The organism is Gryllotalpicola reticulitermitis, from assembly GCF_042651345.1.
Taxonomy (GTDB): domain Bacteria; phylum Actinomycetota; class Actinomycetes; order Actinomycetales; family Microbacteriaceae; genus Gryllotalpicola; species Gryllotalpicola reticulitermitis.
In genome coordinates this window covers 315,522-340,515 of the sequence record NZ_JBHSCN010000006.1, presented here as the reverse complement: position 1 = coordinate 340,515, position 24,994 = coordinate 315,522, and the positions used below count along the sequence as shown (strand labels likewise).

Here is a 24,994-nt window from a genome sequence, read left to right as displayed (position 1 = left end):
CGCTGATCGATAAATGAGCTCGTCAGAGAGGTCGTCACGCGCGGGATCGCGCTGATCGATAAATAGAGTAGGGACTATGACGTCGAACGAACGGCGGGTGCTTGTCCACCCGAACAAGCAAGCACTCGCCGCTTCGGTCGCGGCCCGGTTCATCACCAAGGTCATCGACGTGATCGCCGACTTCGGCGACGCACACGTCGTGCTCACCGGCGGCTCGATCGGCATCGGCACGCTCGCTGCCGTGAACGACTCCCCCACGCGTGACACGGTCGACTGGTCGAAGGTGCACTTCTGGTGGGGGGACGAGCGGTTCGTTCCGAAGGCTGACGGCGAGCGCAACGAGCTGCAGGCACGCGAGGCGCTGCTCGACCACCTCGACGTACCGGCCGGGAACATCCACGCGTTCGCCGCCAGCGACGAGGTCGGCTCGCTCGAGGAGGGCGTCGCGGCGTACACGGCCGAGCTCGCCCGCTTCTCCCCCGACGGCGGCCAGTGGCCGCGCTTCGACATCACGTTCCTCGGGGTGGGCCCTGACGGGCACATCGCGTCGCTGTTCCCGGAGCGGGAAGGCATCCGCGTCACCGACGTGCCCGTCATCTCGGTGCGCAACTCTCCCAAGCCGCCGCCCGAGCGCCTGTCGCTCACGCGGCCGGTCATCAACTCGTCCGAGCGGGTGTGGCTCGTTCTCGCCGGGGCCGACAAGGCATCGGCTCTCGGTCTCGCACTTGCGGGTGCGCAGTACACCGACGTGCCCGCCGCGGGCGCGAAAGGGCGCCGCCGCACCGTGTTCTTCATCGACCAGGACGCCGCGGCCGAGGTCCCGGAAGAGCTGATCGCCGAGACGTACTAGCCGGAGATGCGAAGAAGGGCTCCCCTCGCGGGGAGCCCTTTTCTTGTGGTCTCGATTCGTGCGGCGCCGGTCAGCTCGTCAGCGTGCCGCGGCGTGCGCGGAGCTTGTCGAGCGCCTCCTGCAGGAGCGCCTCCGCTTCCTGCTCAGTGCGGCGCTCTTTCACGTAGGCGAGGTGCGTCTTGTACGGCTCGTTCTTGGCGAGGGCCGGCGGGTTCTCACGGTCGCGCCCGGCCGGAAGGCCGGAGGACGGGCAGTCGATGGTCTCGGGGATCTCGTCGGCGGGGAGGTTCGCCGCGAAGTAGCGGACGGTCTCGTTACCCAACGCGTCCCAATACGAGATGGCGATGCGGTCGGCGTGGTGGCCGTGGTCCTGCTCGCCCATCGGACCTGCGCCGACGCGCGAACCGCGGATGGCGCTGCCTCCGGAAACCATTGCTCCTCCTAGATGTTGCTGTTGTGCGAGTGCGTGACGGTGCAGAAGTCACTGGCGGTGCAAACGCCAGTGACCGACAGAGCTATGAGGTGAACTTGGTGATCAACCCGAGAACGATGATGGCGACCACCCACACCAGGGCGAGGATCACCGTGATGCGATTCAGGTTGCGCTCGGCGACCCCCGAAGCTCCGAGGCTCGAGGTCATGCCGCCGCCGAACATGTCGGACAAGCCGCCGCCGCGACCCTTGTGCAGGAGGATGAGCAGCGTCAGCAGGGCGCTCGTGATGCCGAGGATCACCTGCAGCACTACCTGGAGGATTTGCACGATGAACGGACCTTTCGTGGGCGGAGGGCAACAGCCAGTATAAGCGAGCACAGTGCTGCCGCTGTCCGGCGGCAGGGGTGCGGATCAGAAGGTGGCGTGCTTCTTGTAGCGCACGATCGACGCGAAGCCCTCGACGTCGAGGCTCGCGCCGCCCACGAGGACGCCATCGATGTCGGGCGACTTCATGAAGCCGACGATGTTGTCGGCCTTCACGGACCCGCCGTAGAGGATGCGCGTCTTCTGCGCCGTTGCCTCATCGGTCGCCTGGGCGACGACGCGGCGCAGCACGGACGCCACGTTCTGGGCCTGCTCCGGCGTTGCCGCAGCCCCTGCGCCGATCGCCCAGACCGGCTCATACGCGACGACGAAGTCATCGCCCGCCTTGAAGTCGATCAGCGCGCCGCGCAGCTGGTTGGCAGGGACCGCGCTCGGCTCGTGCCGTTCGAGGTCCTTGGCCGTCTCGCCGACGCAGATCAGCGGGACGAGTTCGGCGTCGCGCGCGGCCTTGGCCTTCGCGGCGACCGTCTCATCGGACTCGACGTGGCGATAGCGGCGCTCGGAATGCCCGACGATCGCGTAGTCGCAGTCGAGCTTCTTCAGGAACTGGGCAGAGATCTCGCCGGTGTAGGCGCCCGAGACATGCGTCGAGACGTCTTGGCCGCCGTACTTCAGCTCGAGCTTGTCGGCCTGGACCAGCGTCTGCACGCTGCGCAGGTCGGTGAACGGCGGGAAGATCGCGACCTCGACGTCGTCGTAGTCGTGTGCCGCGTCCTTCAGGGTCCACGCCAGCTTCTGCACGAACGCGATCGCCTGCAGGTGGTCGAAGTTCATCTTCCAGTTGCCCGCGATCAGCGGGGTGCGCACGGTCGCGGTCACATTGGCCGCGTCGCTCATGCGCTGGGCTCCCAGCCGAGCGCCTCGAGGCCCGGCAGTTTCTTGCCCTCCAGGAACTCGAGGCTCGCACCGCCGCCGGTCGAGATGTGCCCGAACTGGTCGTCGGTGAATCCGAGCGCGCGCACGGCCGCCGCGGAGTCGCCGCCGCCGACCACCGCGAGGCCGTCGACCTCGGTGAGCGCCTGAGCGATGGCCTTCGTTCCGGCCGCGAAGGGAGCGAGCTCGAACACGCCCATAGGGCCGTTCCAGAACACGGTCTTCGCCGAGGTGATCTTCTGCGCGAACGCTGCGGCAGTGTCGGGGCCGATGTCGAGGCCGAGCCCCTTCTCGCCCCACGGCGTGCCCTCGATGTCGTCGATCGGGCGCACCTCGTGCGCGGCGTCAGCCGCGAACTTCTCTGCCACGACGACATCGGTGGGCAGCACGATCTCGACGCCGAGCTCCTCGGCCTTGGCGAGGTAGCCCTTGACGGTGTCGATCTGGTCGGCCTCGAGCAGGCTCGAGCCGACCTTGTGGCCCTGCGCAGCGAGGAACGTGAACAGCATGCCGCCGCCGATGGCGAGCGAGTCGACGCGCGGCAGCAGATGGCCGATCACGCCGAGCTTGTCACTGACCTTCGAACCGCCGAGCACGACCGTGTACGGTCGCTCGGGGTTCTCGGTGAGGCGGTCGAGCACGTCGAGCTCGGCTGCGATGAGCAGACCGGCGGCGCTGGGCAGCGCCTGGGCGAGCTCGAAGACGGATGCCTGCTTGCGGTGCACCACTCCGAAGCCGTCGGAGACGAAAGCATCGCCGAACGCTGCGAGCTTGCTCGCGAAGCGGGCGCGCTCAAGGTCGTCCTTCGAGGTCTCCTCGGCATTGAAGCGCAGGTTCTCGAGTACGGCGATCTCACCGTCGCCGAGCGCGTCGACGACCTTCGTGGCTGCGTCGCCGATCGTGTCGTCGGCGAAGGCGACCGGCTTGCCGAGCAGCTCGGAGAGGCGGGTCGCGACCGGTGCCAGCGAGTACTTGGGGTCAGGCGCGCCGTCGGGGCGCCCGAGGTGGCTGATGACCACGACTCGGGCGCCCTGCTCGAGCAGCGCGCTGAGAGTGGGCAGGGACGCACGCACCCGGCCGTCGTCGGTGATGACGCCGTCCTTCAGGGGCACGTTCAGGTCGCAGCGAACCACGACCTTCTTGCCTGCGAGCGATCCCAGTGATTCCAGGGTGCGTAGCGCCACTGCTCCTCTGACTTTCTCTTGTTCTGCTGCGGTTCTCGAGTGTCGTGCTTAGAGGCGCTCGGCCACGTAGTCGGCGAGGTCGACGAGACGGCGCGAGTAGCCCCACTCGTTGTCGTACCAGGCCGAGAGCTTGACCTGGTCGCCGATGACGCGCACGAGACCCGCATCGAAGATCGACGAGTGCGGGTTGCCGACGATGTCGCGCGAGACGATCTCGTCCTCGGTGTACTCGAGGATGCCCTTGAGCGGGCCCTCAGCGGCCTCCTTGTAGGCGGCCTTGACCTCGTCGACGGTCACGGGCTTCGACGAGGTGACGGTCAGGTCGGTGATCGAGCCGGTCGGGGTCGGCACGCGCAGCGCGAAGCCGTCGAGCTTGCCCTTGAGCTCGGGCAGCACCAGGCCGATGGCCTTGGCTGCACCGGTCGAGGTCGGAATGATCGACTGCGCGGCACCGCGGGCGCGGCGCAGGTCCTTGTGAGGGCCGTCCTGCAGGTTCTGGTCGGCCGTGTAGGCGTGCACGGTGGTCATGAGGCCGCGCTCGATGCCGAACTTGTCGTTGAACACCTTGGCGAGCGGCGCGAGGCAGTTCGTCGTGCAGGACGCGTTCGAGATGATGTGGTGGTTCGCCGCGTCGTAGAGCTGCTCGTTGACGCCGATGACGAACGTGCCGTCTTCGTTGGAGGCAGGGGCGGAGATGATGACCTTCTTCGCGCCCGCGTCGAGGTGAGCCTTCGCCTTGTTGCCGTCGGTGAAGAATCCCGTCGACTCGATCACGATGTCGACGCCCAGCTCGCCCCACGGCAGGTTCGCCGGGTCGCGGTCGGCCAGCACCTTGATGTGCTTGCCGTCGACAACGATGCTGTCGCCATCGACCGACACGTCCTCGGCGAGCTTCCCCAGGATCGAGTCGTACTTGAGGAGGTGCGCAAGGGTCTTGGCGTCGGTGAGGTCGTTGACAGCGACGATGTCGAGCTCGGTGCCCTTCTCAAGCGCTGCGCGGAAGAAGTTGCGACCGATACGGCCGAAGCCGTTGATGCCGATCTTTACGGACACGGGTGTTCTCCAGGTTGTCGTGATGCCGGCGGCGCCGGCTGATGGGTGAAAGCTGTAGAACCGGCGTCCGGCGCTGATGCGCCGGACGCCGGTGGGTTCCTACGGGAGCAGCAGGCCCGAGGTGGTGGTGCGCGCCTTCTCGAAGCGGGCGCCGACGTCGGCCCAGTTGGTGATGTTCCAGAAGGCCTTCACGTAGTCGGCCTTGACGTTCACGTAGTCGAGGTAGAACGCGTGCTCCCACATGTCGAGCAGGAGCAGCGGAACCGTCGCGGTCGCGAGGTTGCCCTGGTGGTCGTACAGCTGCTCGATGATGAGCTTCTGCCCGAGCGAGTCCCACGCGAGGATCGACCAGCCGGAACCCTGGATGCCCAGCGCCGAGGCCGTGAAGTGGGCCTGGAACTTGTCGAACGAGCCGAAGAACTCGTCGACGGCTGCTCCGAGTTCGCCTTCGGGCTTGTCGCCGCCGTCGGGCGACAGGTTGCTCCAGAAGACGGTGTGGTTCACGTGGCCGGCCAGGTTGAAGGCCAGGTCCTTCTGAAGCTTGTTGACGTACGTGAGGTCACCGGCGTCGCGCGCCTCGCTCAGCTTGGCGAGCGCGGTGTTGGCGCCGTCGACGTAGGTCTTGTGGTGCTTGTCGTGGTGCAGCTCCATGATCCGGCCGGAAATGTTCGGCTCAAGAGCCGAGTAGTCGTAGGGCAGATCGGCGAGCGTGTAGTCAGCCATTCACTTCTCCTCGTGTCTTCTTCTTCCAGACAATCTCAACTCTAGTGAGGCTGGCGGCGCGCGTCATGACGCGATCCTCGGGGAGGCGGAGGGCGGTTTACGGTGCGTTCGGCACTTGGTCAGAACGCGGTAACCCAAGGCCATCGTGGTGCCCGGTCCGCGGCCATTCGCGGTCGCGCCAGGCGCCGGCTTCCGGAGCGGCCTACTCTTCCAGCTCGGGGGGAACGCTCGCCTCTGTGCCCGGAATCCCGAGCTCGTCGGCCTTCTTGTCGGCCATCGCGAGCAGCCGTCGGATGCGGCCGGCGACCGCGTCCTTCGTCATCGGCGGATCGGCGTGGTGGCCGAGCTCGTCGAGACTGGCGTCGCGGTGCTCGAGTCGCAGGCGACCCGCGTAGCGCAGGTGCTCCGGCAGGTCGTCGCCGAGGATCTCGAGTGCGCGCTCGACGCGCGCACACGCGGCCACCGCGGCCTGTGCGCTGCGTCGAAGATTGGCATCGTCGAAGTTGACGAGACGGTTCGCCGTCGCCCGCACCTCGCGGCGCTGGCGAAGCTCCTCCCAGCTGCGAACGGTGCCCGCTGCGCCCATGGCGCCGAGCATCGCGCTGATCGCCTCGCCGTCGCGGATCACGACGCGATGCACGCCGCGAACCTCGCGGGCCTTCGCGGCGATGCCGAGACGGCCCGCGGCGCCGACGAGCGCCATGGCGGCCTCGTTGCCCGGGCACGTGATGTCGAGCGCGGCGGAGCGGCCGGGGTCGGTGAGTGAGCCTGCGGCGAGGAATGCACCGCGCCACACCCCTGCGAGCTCTTCCCGAGAGCCGGTCGTGAGGCGATTCGGCAGGCCTCGGATCGGGCGGCGACGGGCGTCGAGCAGGCCGGTCTGGCGGGCGAGCGTCTCGCCGCCCTCGACCACGCGCACCACGTACTGCTCGCTACGACGCGAGCCGGACGCCTGGATCACGGTGCCCTCAGCCCGCACCCCGTACAGCTCCCCGAGAGCGCGCACCACGTGCCGAGCCAGCTGGGGGCTGTCGAGCTCGCTCTCGATCGCGATGCGACCCGAGATGACGTGCAGACCACCCGCTAAGCGCAGGATGGTGGCCAGCTCGGCTGCGCGCACCGCGTTCTTGCCGGCATCGACCGAGAGCAGCTCCTCTTTCACATCCGCCGTCAGCGCCATCCGAACCAACCTGCCACTGAGTTATGTCCAATCTGCCGCGTCACTCGCGGCCAAGGTCACGATGCTTGACGTTGACGGCCACACCAGGCAGGGAAGAAACCCGCCGCGCAAGCTCCTCGACGATGGCGACGGAGCGGTGCTTGCCGCCGGTACAGCCTATCGCGACCAGCGCGTGACGCTTGTTCTCGCGCTGATAGCCGTCGAGCGCGACGCCGAGAAGCTTCTGCCACAGCTCGACGAACTCCGGAGCGCCGTCCTGCGCGAAGACGTACTCGGACACCGGCGCGTCCTGCCCCGTGAGCGGTCGGAGCTCCGGCACCCAGAACGGATTCGGCAGGAAACGCGCGTCGCCGACCATGTCGGCGTCGGTCGGCAGGCCGTACTTGAAGCCGAAGCTCTCGATCGTGACCTGGACCCCAGGTGTGCCGTCCGTCTTGTACGTGTCGTGGATCAGGTTCGTCAGCTGATGCGGGTTCAGGTCGGAGGTATCGATCACCCGATCAGAGAACTCGCGCAGCTGCTTCACGCGCGTGCGCTCCTCCATGATGCCGTCGAGGATCGTGCCGTTGCCCTGCAGCGGGTGCGGGCGCCGTACCGATTCGAAGCGGCGCACCAGCGTGGCATCGGCGGCATCCAGGAAGATCACGCCCAGCTCGACGTTGTCGCGCAGCGATGGCAGCAGGTCCTGCAGCTCGGTGAAGAAGTCACGGCCGCGGACGTCGAGGACCGCGGCGATGCGCGGCATCTCGTCGCCGGAGTGGCTCGCGAGGTCGAGCAGCGGGCGCAGCATCTGCGGCGGCAGGTTGTCGACGACGAACCAGTCGAGGTCTTCGAGCGCTTTGGCCACAGTGGACCTGCCCGCACCGGACATGCCGGTGACGATGAGCACCTCTTGAATGGAGACCGTCGATTCGGGCGGGGCTGGCTGGGCCGTCACGTGTCCCAGCCTAGGTGCCAGAAGACTCGTGGAGAGAGTCGTGCACCGCCTTCGCAAGCGCGGGCCCGATGCCGCGCACCTCGGCGATCTCCTCGACGGATGCCTCGCGGAGGCGCTTCACCGAGCCGAAGTGGGTGAGCAGCTCTTTGACCCGCGCTGGTCCGAAGCCCGGGATCTGGCCCAGGACCGTCGAGATGTCGCGTCTGCGGGATTGCCGCTGGTACGTGATCGCGAAGCGGTGCGCCTCGTCGCGGATGCGCTGGATGAGGAACAGCGCGTCGGAGTTGCGCGGCAGGATCACCGGGTAGTCGGAGTCAGGCAGCCAGACCTCTTCGAGGCGCTTCGCGATGCCGGCGAGCTGGATGCCCGCGCGCGCCTGCTCGCCGAGGCCGGAGTCATCGAGGGCCCGCTTCGCGGCGTTCACCTGCGGTTGCCCGCCATCGACGAGCAGCAGCTGGGGAGCGTAGGCGAACTTCTTCCGCCGGGTCTCACCGGTCTCGTCGTCGCGTTCCGCGACAGGAGCCGCCGCGTCTTCTTTGAGGTAGGCGAGACGGCGCGTGAGCACCTGATAGATCGAGTCGGTGTCGTCCGTGGTGTCGGGGATCGAGAAGCGGCGGTACTGGTCTTTGCGCGGCAGCCCGTCTTCCATCACGACCATGGACGCCACGACGTTCGTGCCCTGAAGGTGCGAGACGTCGTAGCACTCGATGCGCAACGGTGCCTCGGTCATCTCAAGGGCCTCTTTGATGTCGTTGAGGGCCTGGGAGCGTGCCGTGAAGTCGGCGCTGCGGCGCGTCTTGTACAGGTTGAGCGCGCCCTTCGCGTTGAGCTCGGCGGTCTGCGCGAGCTGGGCCTTGTCGCCGCGCTGAGCGGTGTGGAGCGCCACCGCTCCCCCGCGACTCGTCTCGTCGAACTCGGTGCGCCGCTGCGTAAGCCAGAGCTCGAGCACAGCGCTGTCTTCCGGCATCTCGGGCACGATGACCTCGCGCGGCGGTGCGAAGTCGCCGTCGTAGGCGTTCTGCAGCACGTTCTCGACGAGCTCTCCGAGCTCGACGTCGAGCTCCTTGTCGACGACCCAGCTGCGCGTGCCGCGGATTCGGCCGCCGCGCACGATGAACTGCTGCACGGCCGCCGCGAGCTCGTCGTGGGCGATACCGAAGACATCGGCGTCGACGTTGTCGGAGAGCACGACGGCGGTCTTCTCCATCACAGCGGTGAGCGCCTGGATGCGGTCGCGATAGCGTGCCGCGGCTTCGAAGTTCAGCTCGCTCGAAGCATCCGCCATCGCCTGCGTCAACGTGCGCAGGTAGCGCTGATCGCTGCCGGACATGAAGTCGACGAACTCGTTGGCGAGCTCTCGGTGCTCCTCCTTCGTGATGCGGCCGACGCAGGGCGCGGCGCACTTGCCGATATCGGCGAGGAGGCACGGCCTGCCGGTCAGCTCGGCGCGGCGGAACACGCCGTCGGAGCACGACCGCATCGGGAACGCCTTCAGCATCAGGTCGAGCGTCTCCCGGATCGCCCACACCTTCGTGTACGGCCCGAAGTACCGCGATGTCTTGTCGCGGCGGTTGCGGGTGACGAGCGCACGGGGCACCTGCTCGCCAAGCGTCACCGCGAGGTACGGGTAGCTCTTGTCGTCTTTGAAGACGACGTTGAAGGGCGGGTTGAACTCTTTGATCCAGGTGTACTCGAGCTGCAGGGCCTCGAACTCGTTGCCCACGACGGTCCACTCGACGCTCGCGGCCGTCGTGACCATGCGGCGGGTGCGCTCGTGCAGGTTGCGCAGCGGCTGGAAGTAGTTCGACAGGCGCGCGCGCAGGTTCTTCGCCTTGCCGACGTAGAGCACGCGCCGCGCCGGGTCGCGGAAGCGGTAGACCCCCGGCGCCGTCGGAATCTCGCCCGGCCGCGGCTTGTAGGGGACGGTCCGCGATGCTGTGCCCGGCACGGCTGTGCTCGGCACCATTAAGCGGATGCCTTCGCGCCGGCCGCGTCGGAGCCCAGGATCTCGCGCAGGAAGAAGCCGGTGTGGCTGTTCTCGGCGCGCGCGACGCGCTCAGGGGTTCCGGTGGCGATCACCTCGCCGCCGCCGGCGCCGCCCTCGGGGCCGAGGTCGATCAGGTAGTCGGCGCTCTTGATCACGTCGAGGTTGTGCTCGATCACGATCACGGTGTTGCCCTTGTCGACGAGGCCGCCGAGCACCAGCAGCAGCTTGCGGACGTCTTCGAAGTGAAGACCCGTGGTCGGCTCGTCGAGCACATAGACGCTGCGCCCGTTGGTGCGGCGCTGCAGTTCGGTGGCGAGCTTCACGCGCTGTGCCTCGCCGCCGGAGAGAGTCGTCGCGGACTGCCCGAGCCGCACGTAGCCGAGGCCCACGTCGACCAGGGTCTTGAGGAACCGGTGGATCGCACTGATCGGCTCGAAGAACTCGGCAGCTTCGGCAATCGGCATGTCGAGCACCTCGGCGATGTTCTTGCCCTTGTAGTGCACCTGAAGGGTGTCGCGGTTGTAGCGCGCGCCGTGGCACACCTCGCAGTCGACGTAGACGTCAGGCAGGAAGTTCATCTCGATCTTGATCGTGCCGTCGCCCTGGCAGTTCTCGCAGCGGCCGCCCTTGACGTTGAAGCTGAACCGGCCGGGCTGGTACCCGCGTGACTTCGCCTCCACCGTCTCGCTGAAGAGAGTGCGGATCTTGTCGAAGACGCCGGTGTACGTCGCCGGGTTCGAGCGGGGCGTGCGGCCGATCGGTGCCTGGTCGACGTGCACTACCTTGTCGAGGTTGTCGATGCCGGTCACGCGGGTGTGCTTGGCCGCGACCTTGCGGGCGCCGTTGAGGCGCTGCGCGAGCACCCGGTAGAGGATGTCGTTCACCAGCGTCGACTTGCCGGAGCCGGAGACGCCCGTGACCGCGGTAAACACGCCGAGCGGGAAGTCGACCGTCAGGTCCTTCAGGTTGTTGGCGTTGGCGCCGACGACGGACAGCATGCGCTTCTTGTCGATCTTGCGGCGCTTCGGCGGGATCGGGATCGCCTTCCGGCCGGCGAGGTAGTCGCCGGTCAGCGAGTCGCGGTTGTCGACGAGCTCGTCGTAGGTGCCCGAGTGCACGACGCGGCCGCCGTTGACGCCGGCGCCCGGCCCGATGTCGACCACCCAGTCAGCCGTGCGAATGGTGTCTTCGTCGTGCTCGACGACGATCAGCGTGTTGCCGAGGTCGCGTAGAGCTACGAGGGTGTCGATGAGGCGGCGGTTGTCGCGCTGGTGCAGGCCGATCGAAGGCTCATCGAGCACGTAGAGCACGCCGGTCAGGCCCGAGCCGATCTGGGTGGCGAGGCGGATGCGCTGCGCCTCGCCACCGGAGAGGGTGCCGGCGGCTCGTGCCATGTTCAGGTAGCCCAGCCCGACCTGGATCAGGAAGTCGAGTCGCAGCTTGATCTCGCGCAGCACCTGGGCGGCGATCATCGCTTCGCGCTCGGTCAGCTGCAGCTTGTTCATGAACTCGCGGGCGTCGGTGAGGCTCAGCTCGGCGACGTCGGCGATCGAGTGCTCGTGCACCAGCACGGCGAGCACCTCGGGCTTGAGGCGCTTTCCGCCGCAGACGGGGCACGGCACCTCCCGCAGGAACTCGGCCCAACGCTGCCGCTGCGTGTCGGTCTCGGCCTGCGAGTACTGTCGCTCGATGTACGGCACCACGCCCTCGAAGCCCGAGGTGTAGCTCATCTCCCGCCCGAAGCGGTTGCGCCACTTCACCTTGATCTCGAAGTTCTCACCGTGCAGCACCGCCGCCCGCACGCGCTCCGGCAGCTTGTTCCACGGCGTCTCGAGCTCGAAGTCGAGGTCGCGCGCGAGACCCGCGAGCAGCTTCTCGTAGTACTGGTAGAGGCTCTTGCCCTGACTCGTCCATGGGATGATGACGCCCTCGGCCAGGCTCAGCTCGGGGTCACCGAGCAGCAGGTCGTCGTCGACGGCCATGCGCACGCCGAGGCCCGAGCACTCGGGGCAGGCGCCGAACGGCGCGTTGAATGAGAAGGTGCGGGGCTCGACCTCGGTGAGCTGGATCGGGTGCCCGTTGGGGCAGGCGAGCTTCTCGCTGAAGGTCACCCACGCGTCAGCCGATTCGGCCGGCTCATCAACGAAGTTGATGTCGACGAGACCGTCGGCGAGGCCCAGTGCCGTCTCGATCGAGTCGGTGAGCCGCCCGAGGATCTCTGGGCCGGCGACGAGACGATCGACGATCACCGAGATGTCGTGCTTGTACGACTTCTTCAGTGTCGGCGGCTCGGTGAGCGCGTGCTGCTGCCCGTCGACGAGGACGCGGGCGAACCCCTTTGCGGCGAGCTCGGCGAAGAGGTCGACGAACTCGCCCTTCTTCTGCTTCACGACCGGTGCGAGCACCTGGTAGCGGGTGCGCTCTTCCAGTTCCATCAGCTGGTCTGCGATCTGCTGCACCGTCTGGCGCTGGATCCGCTCACCGCAGACCGGGCAGTGGGCGACGCCGATGCGCGCCCACAACAGTCGCATGTAGTCGTAGATCTCGGTGATCGTGCCGACTGTCGAGCGCGGGTTGCGGTTCGTCGACTTCTGGTCGATGGAGACGGCGGGGCTCAGCCCCTCGATGAAGTCGACGTCGGGGCGGTCGACCTGGCCGAGGAACTGTCGCGCGTATGCCGAGAGCGACTCGACGTAGCGGCGCTGGCCCTCGGCGAAGATCGTGTCGAACGCGAGCGACGACTTGCCGGAACCGGAGAGCCCGGTGAAGACCACGAGAGCGTCGCGCGGGATCTCGAGATCGACGTTGTGCAGGTTGTGCACGCGCGCGCCGCGAACGCTGAGCTTGGCGCGCGAATCGACCGGATGCACGTGGCCGAACGCTGTCGAGATGATGGGTGACGTCACCCTTCGAGTCTAGGTTCGACCACCGACATCGCGCTGTGGGGGCGATCGCGCATCGCAGCGACGGTCTCGCGGTCAGCCGGATTTCGTGCCATTCTGTCTGGGCGCCTCCGCGGAATCACCGCGTATGCCAGGGGGCGATCAGAAGGACGAACGGATGACGGGCAGCACCGGTCTCGCGATGACCTCGCGCTGACGCTGCCGCCTGCTCTCGACTTCTCATCAGCAAGGCTCCGCCGTGTCGGCGCTCCCCCGACACGAACCGGAGCCTTTTCGATGCTCAGCCGCCCCTCCGTCGTCCTGAACGACCTCTCCTTCGCGTGGCCCGACGGCGACCTCGCCATCGCCGACCTGAGCGGCGCGTTCAGTCGCGGCCGCACCGGCCTCGTCGGCGCGAACGGCGCAGGCAAGTCGACGCTGCTGCGCCTCATAGCCGGTCGCCTCACGCCCACCCGCGGCAGTGTCGCTGCGACGGGAACCGTCGACTATCTGCCGCAGCAGCTGACTCTCGACGCTGACGCCTCGCTCGCCGATCTCCTCGGCATCCGTGTCGTTGTCGACGCCGTGCGCGCCGTGACCGCGGGCGACGTCTCCCCCGCCCTCTTCGACGTCATCGGCGCCGATGGCTGGGACGTCGAAGAGCGCGCCGCGGCCGCCCTCGCAGCCACAGGCCTGCCGCCGGACGTCGACCGGCGCGTCGGCGAGCTCTCCGGGGGTGAGGCGATGCTGGCCGGAGTAGTCGGAGTGCGCCTGCGCGCAGCATCCGTCGCCCTTCTTGACGAGCCGACGAACAACCTCGACGGCGACGCACGCACGCGGCTCTACCAACTCGTCCGCGAGTGGCGAGGCACCCTCATCGTCGTGAGTCACGACATCGAGCTGCTCGAGCTGATGGACGACACCGCCGAACTGCGTGGTGGCGCGCTCACCGTGTTCGGGGGGCCGTTCAGTGCGTACCGCGATCACCTCGCTGACCAGCAGGCCGCGGCACGGCAGGCGCTCACGACCGCCAAGCAGCGATTGCGGGTCGAGAAGCGCAACCGCATCGACGCCGAGACCAAGATCGCGCGCACCGAGCGCGATGGCCGCAGCAAGCGCGCCAACAACACGATCGACCGAAAGGCGTGGAACGGCGTCGTGAACGCGGGCCAGAAGTCGGCCGCGAAGTTCCGCGCGCAGCAGGACGACCGCGTGGCCCAGGCGCAGTCCGCGGTCGACGCAGCGGACGAGCTGGTGCGCGATGATGACCGAATCTCGATCGACCTGCCCGACCCCGAGGTCGCGCGCGGCCGCCGGATCGCTGTGCTGCGTGGAGCCGACGGCCGTGAGTTCGTGGTGCAGGGCCCGGAGCGAATCGCCCTGACCGGTGGCAACGGGGTCGGCAAGACGACGCTGATCGAGCGACTCGCGGCCGGCGACGGCCTGCTGGCCGACCCCGTCGCCTACCTGCCGCAGCGCATCGACACGATCGACGACCAGGCAACGGTTCTCGACTGCGTGGCCGCAGGCGCGCCGGGCGTCCCGACCGCCGAGCTGCGGAACCGGCTCGCCAGGTTCCTGATCCGCGGTCGCATGGTCGACCGGACGGTCGGGTCCCTCTCGGGCGGAGAGCGGTTCCGCGTCGCGCTCGCACGCCTGCTGCTGGCGGACCCGCCTGCCCAGCTTCTGGTCCTCGACGAGCCGACGAACAACCTCGATCTCGACTCGATCGACCGGCTGGTCGAAGCGCTCGCCGCCTATCACGGTGCTCTGATCGTCGTGAGCCACGATCGCGGATTTCTTGGTCGGCTTCAGCTCGACGCAGAGCTGCGCCTCGAGCGCGACGGCATTCTCCGCCTCGTGGACCGGTGAGCTGGGCCGTGGGCTGCGGGGTCTGTCACCCGGATCGGAGCAGGCGGCCGAAGAGAAGGGCGCCGAGGGCGAGCAGTGCGAGGGCGGCGATCAGCGCGGCCGGCAGCCAGGTGCCATGCGGGGTCGCGCGCAGCCAGAGCGTGAGCGCGAGCAGCGCCTCGCACGGCACGGCGACGGCGGCTCCGACGAGCAGGGGGCGGGTGAAGACGCGCAACGAGACGCGCGCCCGCCACGGCGTCATGGCTGCGCGGGCCGCGAGGGTCTGCGCGAGCACGAGACCCGCGAGTACGAGATACGGATGCCACGCCGCCGCGCCCGCGGGCTGCGTCAATTCGGACAGCGCGAGGCTCAGCATCGCGACCCAGGCGAGCGACACCCACGGGCCGACGGCCGCGGCAGCGCCGGCGATGCCGGCGATCCACCCCCACGCGTCCCCGGCGTGCAGTGTCGCGAGCGCGAGGAGCAGCACTCCGAGAGCGGCGCGCACCGCGACCGCAGGGACCGTGACACCGGTGCCCACGAGCGGTGTGCTGGCCGGGCGCTCGACTGCGCGCGCCTCGCTCACCGTGCGACCCCCACCAGCGGGCGTCCCGGCCGCGCGAGCGCGAGCAGAGCGGCGTCCCGCTCGGCACTCGTGCGCCCCGTGCCCCAGACAAGCAGGTCGATGCCGGCCCCGCGCAACCGATCGAAGCGCGTGGCGCGGTCCATCATCACGATGCGGTGCGCGATGCGCCGCTCGGTGCTGAGCTCGTCGAGGTGAGGGGGCGGCAGCACGTCGACGGCGACGACGCGGTGACCGGTCGCAGCGAGACTGAGGGCACCCATGACGGGCCGGTCGTCGAGGTAGCTGGAGAGGATGTAGACGAGCGCACCTTGCGTGACGAGCGGCGGCCGCCTGCTCGCCTGATAGCTGCCCACTGGGGCCGTCGCGGCGATCTGACGCAGCAGCCGGTCGAGGTGGCGCGAGCCCCCGCCCGCGGGCACCACGCGGCGGGGAGCGCCCAGGTCGGCGAAGCCGACGCGGTCGCCGATGCGCACGTACCCCGCAGCAATGGCCGACCCCGCCGAGCGCGCGATGTCGAGCGTCGTCGCGCCGCTCGCAACGGGATCGAATCGCGCCCAGGTGTCGACGTTCTCGCCGACGTCGTCGCCGCTGTCGATGACGACGAACACCGTCGCATCCGCCTGCGCGCGGGTGCGACGGACGTAGAGCTCGCCCGGCTCGCGGGCGAGGCGCGCGGTCGCCTTCCAGTCGATGCGGCGCAGCCGGTCGCCGGGCTGGAACGGCGCCAGGTCGTGGAAGTCGCCACCGTCGCCGGGCCGTGAGGAGTCGTGCGCACCCGTCAGCCCGGTGAGCCGGTGAGGCAGCGGCAGGGCGGCGATCGGTGTGAACAGCGGGGTGATCACGCGATCGACGCCGATGGGGCCACCGACGTCCGTGATCAGCGCTCCCCCGCTCGCGACCAGCCGCCAGTCGACCGTGACGATGCGCTGGGGGCCGGAATGCGGTGCCGGCACGTGGCCGCGCACGTCGATCGGGTGGCCCGGCGCGAGTGCCAGCACGTGGGCACGCGGGTGCACACCGAGCTCGAAGACGCGCAACTGAACGGCTTCGACGCCCGGCTGAGGATCGACTCGGACGCGATACGCCAGTGACCCTGCGGTCGCGGTCGTGTCGCCGCTCACGGTAAGCAGTGGCCCTTCGACAGGCGAGGCGTCTCGGGCCGCGGCGCCCGATGCTGAACGCGGCCTGCGGTCCCAGGCCCAGGCTGCGAGTGCGAGCAGCGGCACGCCCATCACGACGGTGTCCGCGTGACCTGAGACGACCCCGGCGAGCGCCGCCAGAGAACCGACGATCACTGCGCCGGTCTGCGCGACCGTGAGCCGCCAGCGCGGCTCGCTCGGCTCACGCGTGTCGCTCATGCCGGTCGTGCTCATGCCGGTCGTGCTCACAGAGCCCGGGCGCCGACCGCGGGCGGGCCGGCGACCTGGCTCACGAGCTCCGCGACGACGTCGCGCGGGTCCACTCCGGTGGCCCAGGCCTGCGCGGTGAGCGAGAGCCGGTGCGCGAGGACTGACGACGCGACGGCCTTCACATCATCGGGCGTGACGAAGTCGCGGCCGGCGATCACGGCGCGGGCGCGCGCCACGAGCATCAGGCCCTGCGAGCCGCGCGGCGATGCGCCCACCTGGATCGACGGGTGGCGCCTGGTCGCCGCGGCGAGGTCGACGCAGTAGCGCGCGATGTCGGGGTCGACGTGGACGGTCTCGACGCCGGCCTGCATCGCCGCGAGGGTGCCCGCGTCCACGACGGGCTCGACGGTGGCGACCTCGTGCCGCCGCGCGACGCGCGCGAGAAGCACCTGCTGCTCGCCGTCGCGATCGGGGTAGCCGACGGCGAGGCGGACCATGAAGCGGTCGAGCTGCGCCTCGGGCAGCTGATATGTGCCCTCGAACTCGATCGGGTTGCTGGTCGCGATGACGTGGAACGGCGTGGGCAGCGGGTAGCTTCGGCCCTCGACCGTGACCTGGCCCTCGGCCATCGCTTCGAGCAGGGCGGACTGAGTCTTCGGTGCCGTGCGGTTGATCTCGTCGGCGAGGAACAGGCCCGTGAAGATCGGGCCCTCGCGGAATACGAACTCGCCGGTGGCCGGCTGGTAGACGAATGAGCCCGTGATGTCGGACGGAAGCAGGTCGGGGGTGCACTGCAGTCGCCGGAACTCGAGCCCGAGCGCGGTGGCGATGCTGCGGGCGGCGAGGGTCTTGCCGAGCCCGGGCACGTCTTCGAAGAGCACATGGCCGCCCGCGAGGATCGTCGCGAGGGCGGCCTCGAGCGGCTCGCGCATGCCCACCACCACCGTGCCCACCCGGTCGAGCACCCTGTTGGCAAGCCGCGAGATCTCGGCGACGCTCGGGGTGTCGGTCATCGGTTCTCCTTCGTTGGAAGCGCGAGGGCGTCGAGTGCGTCGAGGCAGCTCAGCATCGCCCGCTGCGACGGCATGTTCGCCACGTTACTGTGCAGCGTCGCGTATGGCCGCGCACCGATGAGCGCGATGACACGATCGCGATCGGATGCCTCATCGAGGTCGAGGCCGTAGAAGCTCAGCCGCTCCCTCGCCACCGTTCGAGCGCGGTCGACCGCCCTCGACTGCACTCGCCCCCGCTTGCCGGTCAGCGCCCAGCCGAGCACCTGGACGTCATCACGACCGCCGACGTCTTTCTGCGGCGCGCGCTGCGGCCAGATCGGACCCTCGATGTGCGGCAGCGCGCGCCACCCGAGGGTGAGTGCGGCCGCGAGCAGGGCGAATGCCACCGCCCACCACAGCGCCGCGCCGAGATACCAGCTGACGGCGCCGGCAAGCACGCCGACGACGATCGGAGCGGTGAGACGGACGCCCTGCGGCAGCCCCCTCATCGCCTGCTCGCGAGCATCGGGTCGTGCCAGGAGGCGAGAAGCTTCTGCACGGCGGTGCGCGCCGTATTCACTTCATGCGCCGTGATCGGATGACTGCCGAACCGGACTGCTTGGTAGACGTCGACGAGCGCGCCGGCCGCAGCGCTGTCGGCTCGGACCCGCGTGATGATGCGCGCGGTGAACTCTGTCGGCGTCTCCGCAGCACGGCGCTCGACGCCGGAGTCGTCGGCCGCGGCCTGGAGCCCCAGCCACGCCTTCACCACGGCATCGGCGGGCTCGCGCTCGCCGTCAAGCGCGTCGAGCGCGCTGAGCAGGCCGCGGTGCACCGTCGGCGCGTCGGGCTCCTGCTCGACCTCGGCGGCGACGGGTGCCGTCTGAACCTCATCGATCGCACCCAGCGGCGGAAGGGCGATCCGTCGAGTGCGGCCACGCAGGACCGCGCGAAGGATGAAGAACAGCACCACCCCGGCGATGACGGCGACGATGAGCATTACCAGCAGGCCCGACACGCTTCTGCTCGCCGTCTGCGGCGGTTGAGTCGGTGCGGGCGACTGAATAGGCGAGATGGGCCGTGGTGCGCCGCCGAACAGGCCGGCGTTCGGCACCCAGCGGGGGGTGCCGAGGTGCGGGCCGCCGCTCCAGGCGGTCGCCGCGATGAGGATGACGCCGAGCACGACGCATCCGATCAGAGTGAACTGCCGAGTCGTGCGGTTCAGGCGTGACCCGCCTTCTCCATCTGGCGCAGCTCTTTCTTGAGGTCGGACAGCTCGTCGCGCAATCGTGCCGCGAGCTCGAACTTGAGCTCGGCAGCCGCTTCGAGCATCTGCCCGTTGAGATCGGCGATCAGGCTCTCGAGCTCGGTCGCGCCCTCAGCTGCGATGCCGACGCGCTGACGGCTCGTCTTGCCGGGCTTGCCCGGCTTGCCGTCACCCGCGCGACCGCGCTCGGCGAGCATCTTCGCGGTGTCTGCCTCTTCCCGGGCGAGCACGTCGGTGATGTCGGCGATGCGCTTGCGCAGCGGCTGCGGGTCGATGCCGTGCTCGGTGTTGTACGCGACCTGGATCTCGCGACGGCGATCCGTCTCGTCGATCGCGGCCTTCATCGAATCGGTTATCTTGTCGGCGTACATGTGCACCTCGCCGGACACGTTGCGCGCCGCACGCCCGATCGTCTGGATCAGTGAGGTGCCGGAGCGCAGGAACCCCTCTTTATCGGCGTCGAGGATCGCGACGAGGGACACTTCCGGCAAGTCGAGGCCCTCGCGCAGCAGGTTGATGCCGACGAGCACGTCGAACACACCCTGGCGCAACTCGGTGAGCAGTTCGACGCGACGCAGCGTGTCGACGTCGGAATGGAGGTAGCGCACGCGCACGCCCGCCTCGGTGAGGAAGTCGGTGAGCTCTTCCGCCATCTTCTTCGTGAGCGTGGTGACGAGCACGCGCTCGTCACGCTCGGTGCGCAGGTGGATCTCTTCGAGCAGATCATCGATCTGGCCCTTGGTCGGCTTCACGACGATTTTCGGGTCGACGAGGCCCGTCGGGCGGATGATCTGCTGAACGATGCCGTCGGCCACCCCGAGCTCGTACTGGCCGGGCGTCGCTGACAGGTACACGGTCTGCCCGACGCGCTGCTTGAACTCTTCCCACCGGAGCGGCCGGTTGTCGAGTGCGCTCGGCAGGCGGAAACCGTGCTCGACGAGCGTGCGCTTTCGGCTCGCGTCGCCTTCGTACATCGCCCCGATCTGCGGGACCGTCTGGTGCGATTCGTCGATGACGACGAGGAAGTCGTCGGGGAAGTAGTCGAGCAGGCAGGTTGGCGCCTCACCGGGCTGACGCCCGTCGAGGTGCCGCGAATAGTTCTCGATGCCGGAGCAGAACCCGATCTGCTCGAGCATCTCGAGGTCGAACGTCGTGCGCATGCGCAGCCGTTGCGCCTCGAGCAGCTTTCCCTGGCGCTCGAGTTCTTCGAGCCGCTCGGCGAGCTCTTCGCGGATCGTGCCGATCGCGCGGTGCACGGAGGCCTGGCTGGCCGCGTACTGCGTGGCCGGTGCGATGGACACGGATTCCATGCGCTGCAGCACCTGACCCGTGAGCGGATGCAGCAGCGAGATCGCCTCGACCTCGTCGCCGAACAGCTCGATGCGCACCGCGTTCTCGTCGTAGACCGGAATGATCTCGATCGTGTCGCCGCGCACGCGAAACTTCCCGCGGGAGAAGTCGATGTCGTTGCGCTCGTACTGCGCGTCGACGAAGGTGCGGATGAGCCGGTCGCGCCCGACCACGTCGCCGACCTGCAGCACCGTCATCGCCCCGATGTACTCGTCGACGGCGCCGAGGCCGTAGATGCAGGACACGGTCGACACGACGATGACGTCGCGCCGCGACAACAGCGCGTTGGTCGTCGAGTGCCTGAGCCGCTCGACCTCGGCGTTCACCGACGAGTCCTTCTCGATGAAGGTGTCAGTCTGCGGAACGTAGGCCTCGGGCTGGTAGTAGTCGTAGTACGAGACGAAGTACTCGACGGCGTTGTTCGGCATGAGCTCGCGGAACTCGTTGGCGAGCTGGGCCGCGAGGGTCTTGTTGTGCGCGAGCACCAGCGTCGGCCGCTGCACCTGTTCGATGAGCCAGGCGGTCGTCGCCGACTTGCCGGTACCCGTGGCGCCGAGCAGCACGACGTCGGTCTCGCCGGCGTTGATGCGGCCGGCGAGCTGCGCGATCGCCTCGGGCTGGTCACCGCTCGGAGTGTATTCGCTGATCACCTCGAAGGGGCGCACTGCGCGCGTCGGTTGAACCATGCCCCAAGCTTACGAAGCACGTGCGACATTGGCCGGGGCCGGCGCCTCCCTTCCGAGGTCGATGGTGATCGCGTCCGGTCGGCGTCGCGCGTCGTGAGTGACGAGCACCTGCGTCTTCTCGCGCAGAGCGAATCCGACATCGGCGAGCAGCAGGTCGGCCGCTTCGTCGTCGAGGTGCGCGGTGGGCTCGTCCAGCAGCACCACGTCGGACCCCGCGAGCAGCGTGCGAGCCACCGCGACGCGCTGCCGCTGGCCTCCGGAGAGGAACGAGCCGCCCGCGCCGATCGGGGTGTCAAGACCGAGCGGCAGCGCGGCGAGCAGGGGCCCGAGTCCGACCGAGTTCAGAACGCCCGTGAGCTCGGCATCCGTCGGCCGCTCGTCACGACCGCGTGCGATCGCGAGATTCCCGCGCAGCGTCGAGTCGAAGAGGTGGCCTTCCTGCGGGCACCACGCGATGCGGCGGCGCAGCTCGTCGGCGTCGAGACTGCCCGCGTCCGTGTCATTGACGAGGTAGTCCCCCGCGGTCGGCGAAAGGTAGCGCAGGAGCACGCCGAGCAGCGTCGTCTTCCCGCTCCCCGACGGTCCGCGGACCACCAGCGTGTCCCCGGGGAGGAGCCGCGCGTTGATGCCCGCGAATACGTCACGGGGGGCCCGCGGGTAGCGGAAGCCGACGTCGTCGAAGCGGATGCTCTGCACGGCGGTCACGGCGCGGCCAGGTTCCGCGGCGTCAGCCGCGTCCGCGGCGCCGGTGACGGGGCTCACCCGCGCGAGCACCTGTGCGAGTTCGGGCCAGCGCTGCGCCGCCGAGATCGCCTCGAGGATCGGGTCGATGAGCGCGAGGGGCGTGAGCGCGAGGACCGCGACGACGGCGGGCGCGAGCGCGTGCGCCTGGGTCGGTGCAGCGCCAAGCGCGATCATCGCCATCGCAGCGGCCGAGCAGATGGCGATGGCGATGGCACCGCCGGCACCGAGCGCGCCGGCGGTGCGCTTGACGGATGCCGCGGCCTGGGCATCGAGTGCGGCCATCGCCTGCAGCTCCCCCGCGGCCGCGCCGTTCGCGGCGAGGTCGTCGCGCGCCGAGAGCAGTGCGGCGGTACGGCGGACGACCAGCGAGCGATCCCGATCACGGGAGCGGGTGGCCCTGGCATCCGCTGCGACCGCGATCGTCGCGCCGCCGACCAGCGCGATCATGCACGCCACGAGGAGAACCAGGCCGGCCGCCGGCCAGAGGATCCAGAGCGCCACCACCGCTGCTGCGCTCGCGACGACGCCCGAAATGAGCGGGATCACGACGCGCGGCACGAGGTCGCGTACGCGGTCGCCGTCGCCGATGAGGCGATCGAGGGTGTTCGCCGCCGTGAGCTGCACGCGCCCGGCCGGTCCTTGAGCCGCGAGCCCGCGCCACAGCCGCATGCGCAGTTCGGTGAGCGCGGAGAAGACGGCGTCGTGCGTCAGCAGCCGCTCGGAGTAGCGCAGGGCCGCGCGGCCGATGCCGAAGAACCGCACGCCGACGATCGCGACCTCGAGGAACAGGATGGGCGGATGCTCCGCCGCCCGCACGATCAGCCAGCCCGAGAGTGCGGTCAGAGCCGCGGCGAACAGCGCCGCCAGTGTGCCGAGCAGGACGGCCAGCGCCACCTTCCCGGCCGCGGGCGCGAGCACCCGCCGCAACTCACGCCCCGCGTGGCGCCATTCGTGAGGGTCACGGGGCTCGTGCACTTCCGGGCCAGTACGGAGAAGCGACGGCGTCTCGCGCCCAGCGAGCACATCTTCTCCGTATCCGGTGGTCATCGCCGGGCGGTCCGGCCGCCGAAGGGCCGGCGCGCCGTCCACGGACGCGTGCCGTGTCGCCAGCGCCCGCAACTCGGCGTCGTGCGAGGCGACGACGACCGCAACGCCATCTGCACACAGGTGAGCAATTTTGGCACGAACCACGCGGGCGGATGCCTCGTCGAGGTGTGCCGTCGGCTCGTCCAGCAGAGCGACCCGTGCCCCCGCGGCGACGCGGGCCATGACTCTGGCGAACGCGAGCCGACGCTGCTCCCCCGGCGACAGGCGCGCAGGGTCGGCGTCGGGCAGCCGCAGCTCGGCGAGGAGTGCCGCGGCCGAGACATCCGTCGCCCCGTATGCGCGCAACTCGTCGGACGCGAGTGCGCGCGCGAACTGCGGGTGCTGCGGCAGGTACGCGAGGGGTGCCGGCAGCGCGACGCGGCCCGAGAGCCGCGCACCATCAGCAAGCGCCGCCCCGCGGCCCGCGAGGACCTGCAGAACGGTCGACTTGCCCGCGCCGCTGGCGCCGTCGAGGCTGAGCAGCTCGCCGGGCGCGACCGCGAGTGACAAGCCGCTCACTGCCGGCACCGTGCGGCCGGCGTGGGTGACCGAGAGGTCGTGCACGAGCACGGATGACGCGGCGTCGGCGCGGTCGAACGCAGGCGCTGACTCGGGAACGGGCGCCTCGAGCGCGTCCTGTACTCGCTTGCGCGCGTCGAGTCCGGTCTGCGACGCGTGGAACGCCGCCCCGATGTCGCGGAACGGCGCGTAACACTCGGGCGTGAGGATGAGCGCGAGCAGTCCCGCCTCGAGCGTCATGGTGCCGCCCACGAGGCGCACGCCCACGAACACCGCGACGATGGCGACGGACAGCGTCGCGATCAGTTCCAGCGCGAGTGCCGAGAGGAACGCGGTACGCAGCGTCGCTATCGACGTCTCGCGCCACTTCTCCGACAGTTCGCGCAATGCGCGGCTCTGCTCGCGCACGCGCCCGAGCCCGATCAGCACCGGCAGCCCGCGCGCGAGCTCGACCATGTGGTCCGAGAGACGTCCGAGGGCCGTGGTCGCGGCCGACACCGAATCGCGGGTGTGCACCCCGATCAGCGCCATGAAGACCGGGATCAGCGGAATCGTCAGGACCACGATGAGAGCAGACACCCAGTCGGCCGCGAGGATGCGCAGGCCGACGAGCAGCGGCACCGTCGCAGCGCTGACGAGCGTCGGCAGGAACACCGTGTAATAGCGGTCGAGCTCGTCGAGGCCGGCGGTCGCGAGCGTGGTCGTGGCACCGACCGTGCCGCGGGCATCCGCTACCGCTCGATCGAGCACTCGCGCGCGCAGGCGTTCCTTCGCACCGAGCGCGACGCGAGCCGACGCGACCTGCAGCACCCAGGCCGCCGCGCCCCGCAGCAGCGCACCGAGCAGGCCGATCCACACGGCGCCGCGCCAGCCGTCATCATGTGCGAGCAACGCCGACAGGCCGCTCGCCACCCCTTGCGCGACCAGCACGAGGCCCGCGGCCTTGGCGGCCCCGAGCAGCCCGAGCAGATAGAGCGCGGGCCGGCCGAGGTCGTCGAGAATGGGCTTCACTTCGCGAAGGACTTCGGCTGATTCGCCGCACGCCCGTCGCCGACCGCCGGTCGGAACGGCAGCACGGGCGGAATCGCCTCACTGCTCAGGCGGCGGCGGAACACCCAGTACGTCCACGCCTGATATGCGAGCACGAGCGGCACGCCGATCAGCGCGACGACCGACATCACTCCGAGCGTGTACGGAGCACTCGCCGCGTTCGAGACGGTGAGGTCCCAGGCGTGGTTCGTGGTCGACGGCAGGACGACCGGGTACATCGCCTCGAAGATCGCCGCGACGCCGGCGACGAGGAAGATGCCCAGGCCGAGGAACGCGAGGCCCTCCTTCTGCGCGCGAGCCTCGATCGCCCACCACACGGCGGCGGCGACCCCGACGGCGAGCGTGACCCAGGCGATCGGATGCCCGCTGCGCACGGTCACGATGATCGCCCAGAGCGCGATCGGCAGCAGGCACACGATGCCCCACGGCCACGCGAACGCGGCAGCCCGGCGGCGCACCGGTCCATCGGTCTTGAGTGCGAGGAAGTCAGCCGCGTGGACCAGCGCGAAGCCGACGACGGCGAGGCCGCCGAGTACCGCGTAGCCGTTGAACCACGCCCACGGGCCGCCGGTCATGTCGCCGTTCTTGTCGAGGGGCAGGCCCGTCGATGTGAGCGCGAGCGCTGCGCCGATTCCGAACGCCGAGACGAAGGAGCCGAGGCCGAGCGCCCAGGTCCACACGCTCACCCAGCGGTCGGTGTTGCCCTTGCCGCGGTACTCGATCGCGACGGCGCGCAGGATGAGGCCGAGCAGAACGATGATCAGCGGGATGTACAACGCCGAGAACAGCGACGCGTACCAGAACGGGAACGCGGCGAACGTCGCGCCGCCCGCGGTGAGCAACCACACCTCGTTGCCGTCCCAGACGGGGCCGATGGTGTTGAGCATCACGCGGCGGTCGCTCTCGCTGCGCGCCGAGACGAGCATGTGCATCGCGACGCCGAGGTCGAAGCCCTCGAGGAAGAGGTAGCCGGTCCAGAGGATCGCGATGAGGATGAACCACAGGGTGGGCAGGAATTCGGTCATGA

At 69.3% G+C, this 24,994-nt stretch carries 20 protein-coding genes; 2 read left to right on the top strand and 18 right to left on the bottom strand.

All coding sequences use genetic code 11. The features are described 5' to 3' along the window. The first annotated feature begins 76 nt into the window (after positions 1-76). Positions 77-850, top strand: a complete 774-nt coding sequence (gene pgl, locus ACFOYW_RS14945) for a 6-phosphogluconolactonase (protein WP_390230557.1) — start codon at positions 77-79, stop codon at positions 848-850. 70 nt (positions 851-920) lie between these two features. Here pgl and ACFOYW_RS14940 read toward each other — a convergent pair whose 3' ends face one another. The 10 genes from ACFOYW_RS14940 to uvrA form a co-directional block, all read right to left on the bottom strand. Next, a complete protein-coding gene (locus tag ACFOYW_RS14940) occupies positions 921-1,283 on the bottom strand; it encodes an RNA polymerase-binding protein RbpA (protein ID WP_390230554.1) in 363 nt (120 codons plus the stop codon). Positions 1,284-1,365: 82 nt separating this feature from the next. Next, on the bottom strand, positions 1,366-1,611 hold the full coding sequence (gene secG / locus ACFOYW_RS14935; RefSeq protein ID WP_390230551.1) for a preprotein translocase subunit SecG: 246 nt from the start codon (positions 1,609-1,611) through the stop codon (positions 1,366-1,368). Between the two features lie 84 nt (positions 1,612-1,695). Next, positions 1,696-2,505: a triose-phosphate isomerase gene (tpiA, locus tag ACFOYW_RS14930; RefSeq protein WP_390230548.1), complete on the bottom strand. Its 810-nt coding sequence runs from the start codon at positions 2,503-2,505 to the stop codon at positions 1,696-1,698. Next, the gene (locus ACFOYW_RS14925; RefSeq protein WP_390230545.1) at positions 2,502-3,725 is read right to left on the bottom strand and encodes a phosphoglycerate kinase; all 1,224 of its coding nucleotides are present in this window, start codon (positions 3,723-3,725) and stop codon (positions 2,502-2,504) included. Before ACFOYW_RS14925 ends, tpiA begins: the two co-directional genes overlap by 4 nt. 48 nt (positions 3,726-3,773) lie before the next feature. After that, positions 3,774-4,778: a type I glyceraldehyde-3-phosphate dehydrogenase gene (gene gap, locus ACFOYW_RS14920; protein WP_390230542.1), complete on the bottom strand. Its 1,005-nt coding sequence runs from the start codon at positions 4,776-4,778 to the stop codon at positions 3,774-3,776. Positions 4,779-4,877: 99 nt separating this feature from the next. Then, positions 4,878-5,501, bottom strand: coding sequence for a superoxide dismutase (locus ACFOYW_RS14915; protein WP_390230539.1), 624 nt, complete (start codon positions 5,499-5,501; stop codon positions 4,878-4,880). Positions 5,502-5,703: 202 nt separating this feature from the next. After that, entirely contained in the window at positions 5,704-6,681 is a 978-nt protein-coding gene (gene whiA / locus ACFOYW_RS14910; protein ID WP_390230536.1) for a DNA-binding protein WhiA, read from the bottom strand. Between the two features lie 40 nt (positions 6,682-6,721). Next, a complete protein-coding gene (gene rapZ / locus ACFOYW_RS14905; RefSeq protein WP_390230533.1) occupies positions 6,722-7,618 on the bottom strand; it encodes an RNase adapter RapZ in 897 nt (298 codons plus the stop codon). A gap of 10 nt (positions 7,619-7,628) precedes the next feature. Further along, entirely contained in the window at positions 7,629-9,584 is a 1,956-nt protein-coding gene (gene uvrC / locus ACFOYW_RS14900; protein WP_390230530.1) for an excinuclease ABC subunit UvrC, read from the bottom strand. Further along, positions 9,584-12,475, bottom strand: a complete 2,892-nt coding sequence (uvrA, locus tag ACFOYW_RS14895; RefSeq protein ID WP_390231418.1) for an excinuclease ABC subunit UvrA — start codon at positions 12,473-12,475, stop codon at positions 9,584-9,586. The genes uvrC and uvrA overlap by 1 nt, the downstream gene beginning before the upstream one ends. A gap of 309 nt (positions 12,476-12,784) precedes the next feature. Between uvrA and ACFOYW_RS14890 the strand changes: the two genes are divergently transcribed. Next, on the top strand, positions 12,785-14,359 hold the full coding sequence (locus tag ACFOYW_RS14890; RefSeq protein ID WP_390230527.1) for an ABC-F family ATP-binding cassette domain-containing protein: 1,575 nt from the start codon (positions 12,785-12,787) through the stop codon (positions 14,357-14,359). A 25-nt stretch (positions 14,360-14,384) separates the two neighbouring features. Here the strand turns inward: ACFOYW_RS14890 and ACFOYW_RS14885 are convergent, their stop codons facing one another. The 8 genes from ACFOYW_RS14885 to cydB are packed head-to-tail and all read right to left on the bottom strand — an operon-like array spanning position 14,385 to position 24,992. Beyond that, positions 14,385-14,924: a hypothetical protein gene (locus ACFOYW_RS14885; RefSeq protein ID WP_390230524.1), complete on the bottom strand. Its 540-nt coding sequence runs from the start codon at positions 14,922-14,924 to the stop codon at positions 14,385-14,387. Beyond that, complete coding sequence (locus tag ACFOYW_RS14880; protein ID WP_390230522.1) at positions 14,921-16,297, bottom strand: DUF58 domain-containing protein; 1,377 nt, start codon at positions 16,295-16,297, stop codon at positions 14,921-14,923. The genes ACFOYW_RS14885 and ACFOYW_RS14880 overlap by 4 nt, the downstream gene beginning before the upstream one ends. A gap of 11 nt (positions 16,298-16,308) precedes the next feature. Next, positions 16,309-17,286: an AAA family ATPase gene (locus ACFOYW_RS14875; protein ID WP_390230519.1), complete on the bottom strand. Its 978-nt coding sequence runs from the start codon at positions 17,284-17,286 to the stop codon at positions 16,309-16,311. Then, positions 17,283-17,774, bottom strand: a complete 492-nt coding sequence (locus tag ACFOYW_RS14870; RefSeq protein WP_390230516.1) for a hypothetical protein — start codon at positions 17,772-17,774, stop codon at positions 17,283-17,285. The genes ACFOYW_RS14875 and ACFOYW_RS14870 overlap by 4 nt, the downstream gene beginning before the upstream one ends. After that, a complete protein-coding gene (locus ACFOYW_RS14865; RefSeq protein WP_390230514.1) occupies positions 17,771-18,448 on the bottom strand; it encodes a DUF4129 domain-containing protein in 678 nt (225 codons plus the stop codon). Before ACFOYW_RS14865 ends, ACFOYW_RS14870 begins: the two co-directional genes overlap by 4 nt. A 38-nt stretch (positions 18,449-18,486) precedes the next feature. Beyond that, positions 18,487-20,568 carry an excinuclease ABC subunit UvrB gene (gene uvrB, locus ACFOYW_RS14860; protein WP_390230511.1) on the bottom strand — a complete coding sequence of 694 codons (2,082 nt, stop codon included), beginning with the start codon at positions 20,566-20,568 and terminating at the stop codon, positions 18,487-18,489. Between the two features lie 9 nt (positions 20,569-20,577). After that, positions 20,578-23,928 carry a thiol reductant ABC exporter subunit CydC gene (cydC, locus tag ACFOYW_RS14855; protein ID WP_390230508.1) on the bottom strand — a complete coding sequence of 1,117 codons (3,351 nt, stop codon included), beginning with the start codon at positions 23,926-23,928 and terminating at the stop codon, positions 20,578-20,580. Continuing rightward, positions 23,925-24,992: a cytochrome d ubiquinol oxidase subunit II gene (cydB, locus tag ACFOYW_RS14850; protein ID WP_390230505.1), complete on the bottom strand. Its 1,068-nt coding sequence runs from the start codon at positions 24,990-24,992 to the stop codon at positions 23,925-23,927. The genes cydC and cydB overlap by 4 nt, the downstream gene beginning before the upstream one ends. Between the last annotated feature and the right edge of the window lie 2 nt (positions 24,993-24,994).

What these genes read in the sequence shown, in the direction of transcription:
- pgl (WP_390230557.1), top strand. Translation starts at nt 77, where the DNA reads ATGACGTCGAACGAACGGCGGGTGCTTGTCCACCCGAACAAGCAAGCA.
- ACFOYW_RS14940 (WP_390230554.1), bottom strand. Translation starts at nt 1,283, where the DNA reads ATGGTTTCCGGAGGCAGCGCCATCCGCGGTTCGCGCGTCGGCGCAGGT.
- tpiA (WP_390230548.1), bottom strand. Translation starts at nt 2,505, where the DNA reads ATGAGCGACGCGGCCAATGTGACCGCGACCGTGCGCACCCCGCTGATC.
- ACFOYW_RS14915 (WP_390230539.1), bottom strand. Translation starts at nt 5,501, where the DNA reads ATGGCTGACTACACGCTCGCCGATCTGCCCTACGACTACTCGGCTCTT.
- whiA (WP_390230536.1), bottom strand. Translation starts at nt 6,681, where the DNA reads ATGGCGCTGACGGCGGATGTGAAAGAGGAGCTGCTCTCGGTCGATGCC.
- uvrC (WP_390230530.1), bottom strand. Translation starts at nt 9,584, where the DNA reads ATGGTGCCGAGCACAGCCGTGCCGGGCACAGCATCGCGGACCGTCCCC.
- ACFOYW_RS14890 (WP_390230527.1), top strand. Translation starts at nt 12,785, where the DNA reads ATGCTCAGCCGCCCCTCCGTCGTCCTGAACGACCTCTCCTTCGCGTGG.
- ACFOYW_RS14880 (WP_390230522.1), bottom strand. Translation starts at nt 16,297, where the DNA reads ATGAGCACGACCGGCATGAGCGACACGCGTGAGCCGAGCGAGCCGCGC.
- ACFOYW_RS14875 (WP_390230519.1), bottom strand. Translation starts at nt 17,286, where the DNA reads ATGACCGACACCCCGAGCGTCGCCGAGATCTCGCGGCTTGCCAACAGG.
- ACFOYW_RS14870 (WP_390230516.1), bottom strand. Translation starts at nt 17,774, where the DNA reads ATGAGGGGGCTGCCGCAGGGCGTCCGTCTCACCGCTCCGATCGTCGTC.
- uvrB (WP_390230511.1), bottom strand. Translation starts at nt 20,568, where the DNA reads ATGGTTCAACCGACGCGCGCAGTGCGCCCCTTCGAGGTGATCAGCGAA.
- cydB (WP_390230505.1), bottom strand. Translation starts at nt 24,992, where the DNA reads ATGACCGAATTCCTGCCCACCCTGTGGTTCATCCTCATCGCGATCCTC.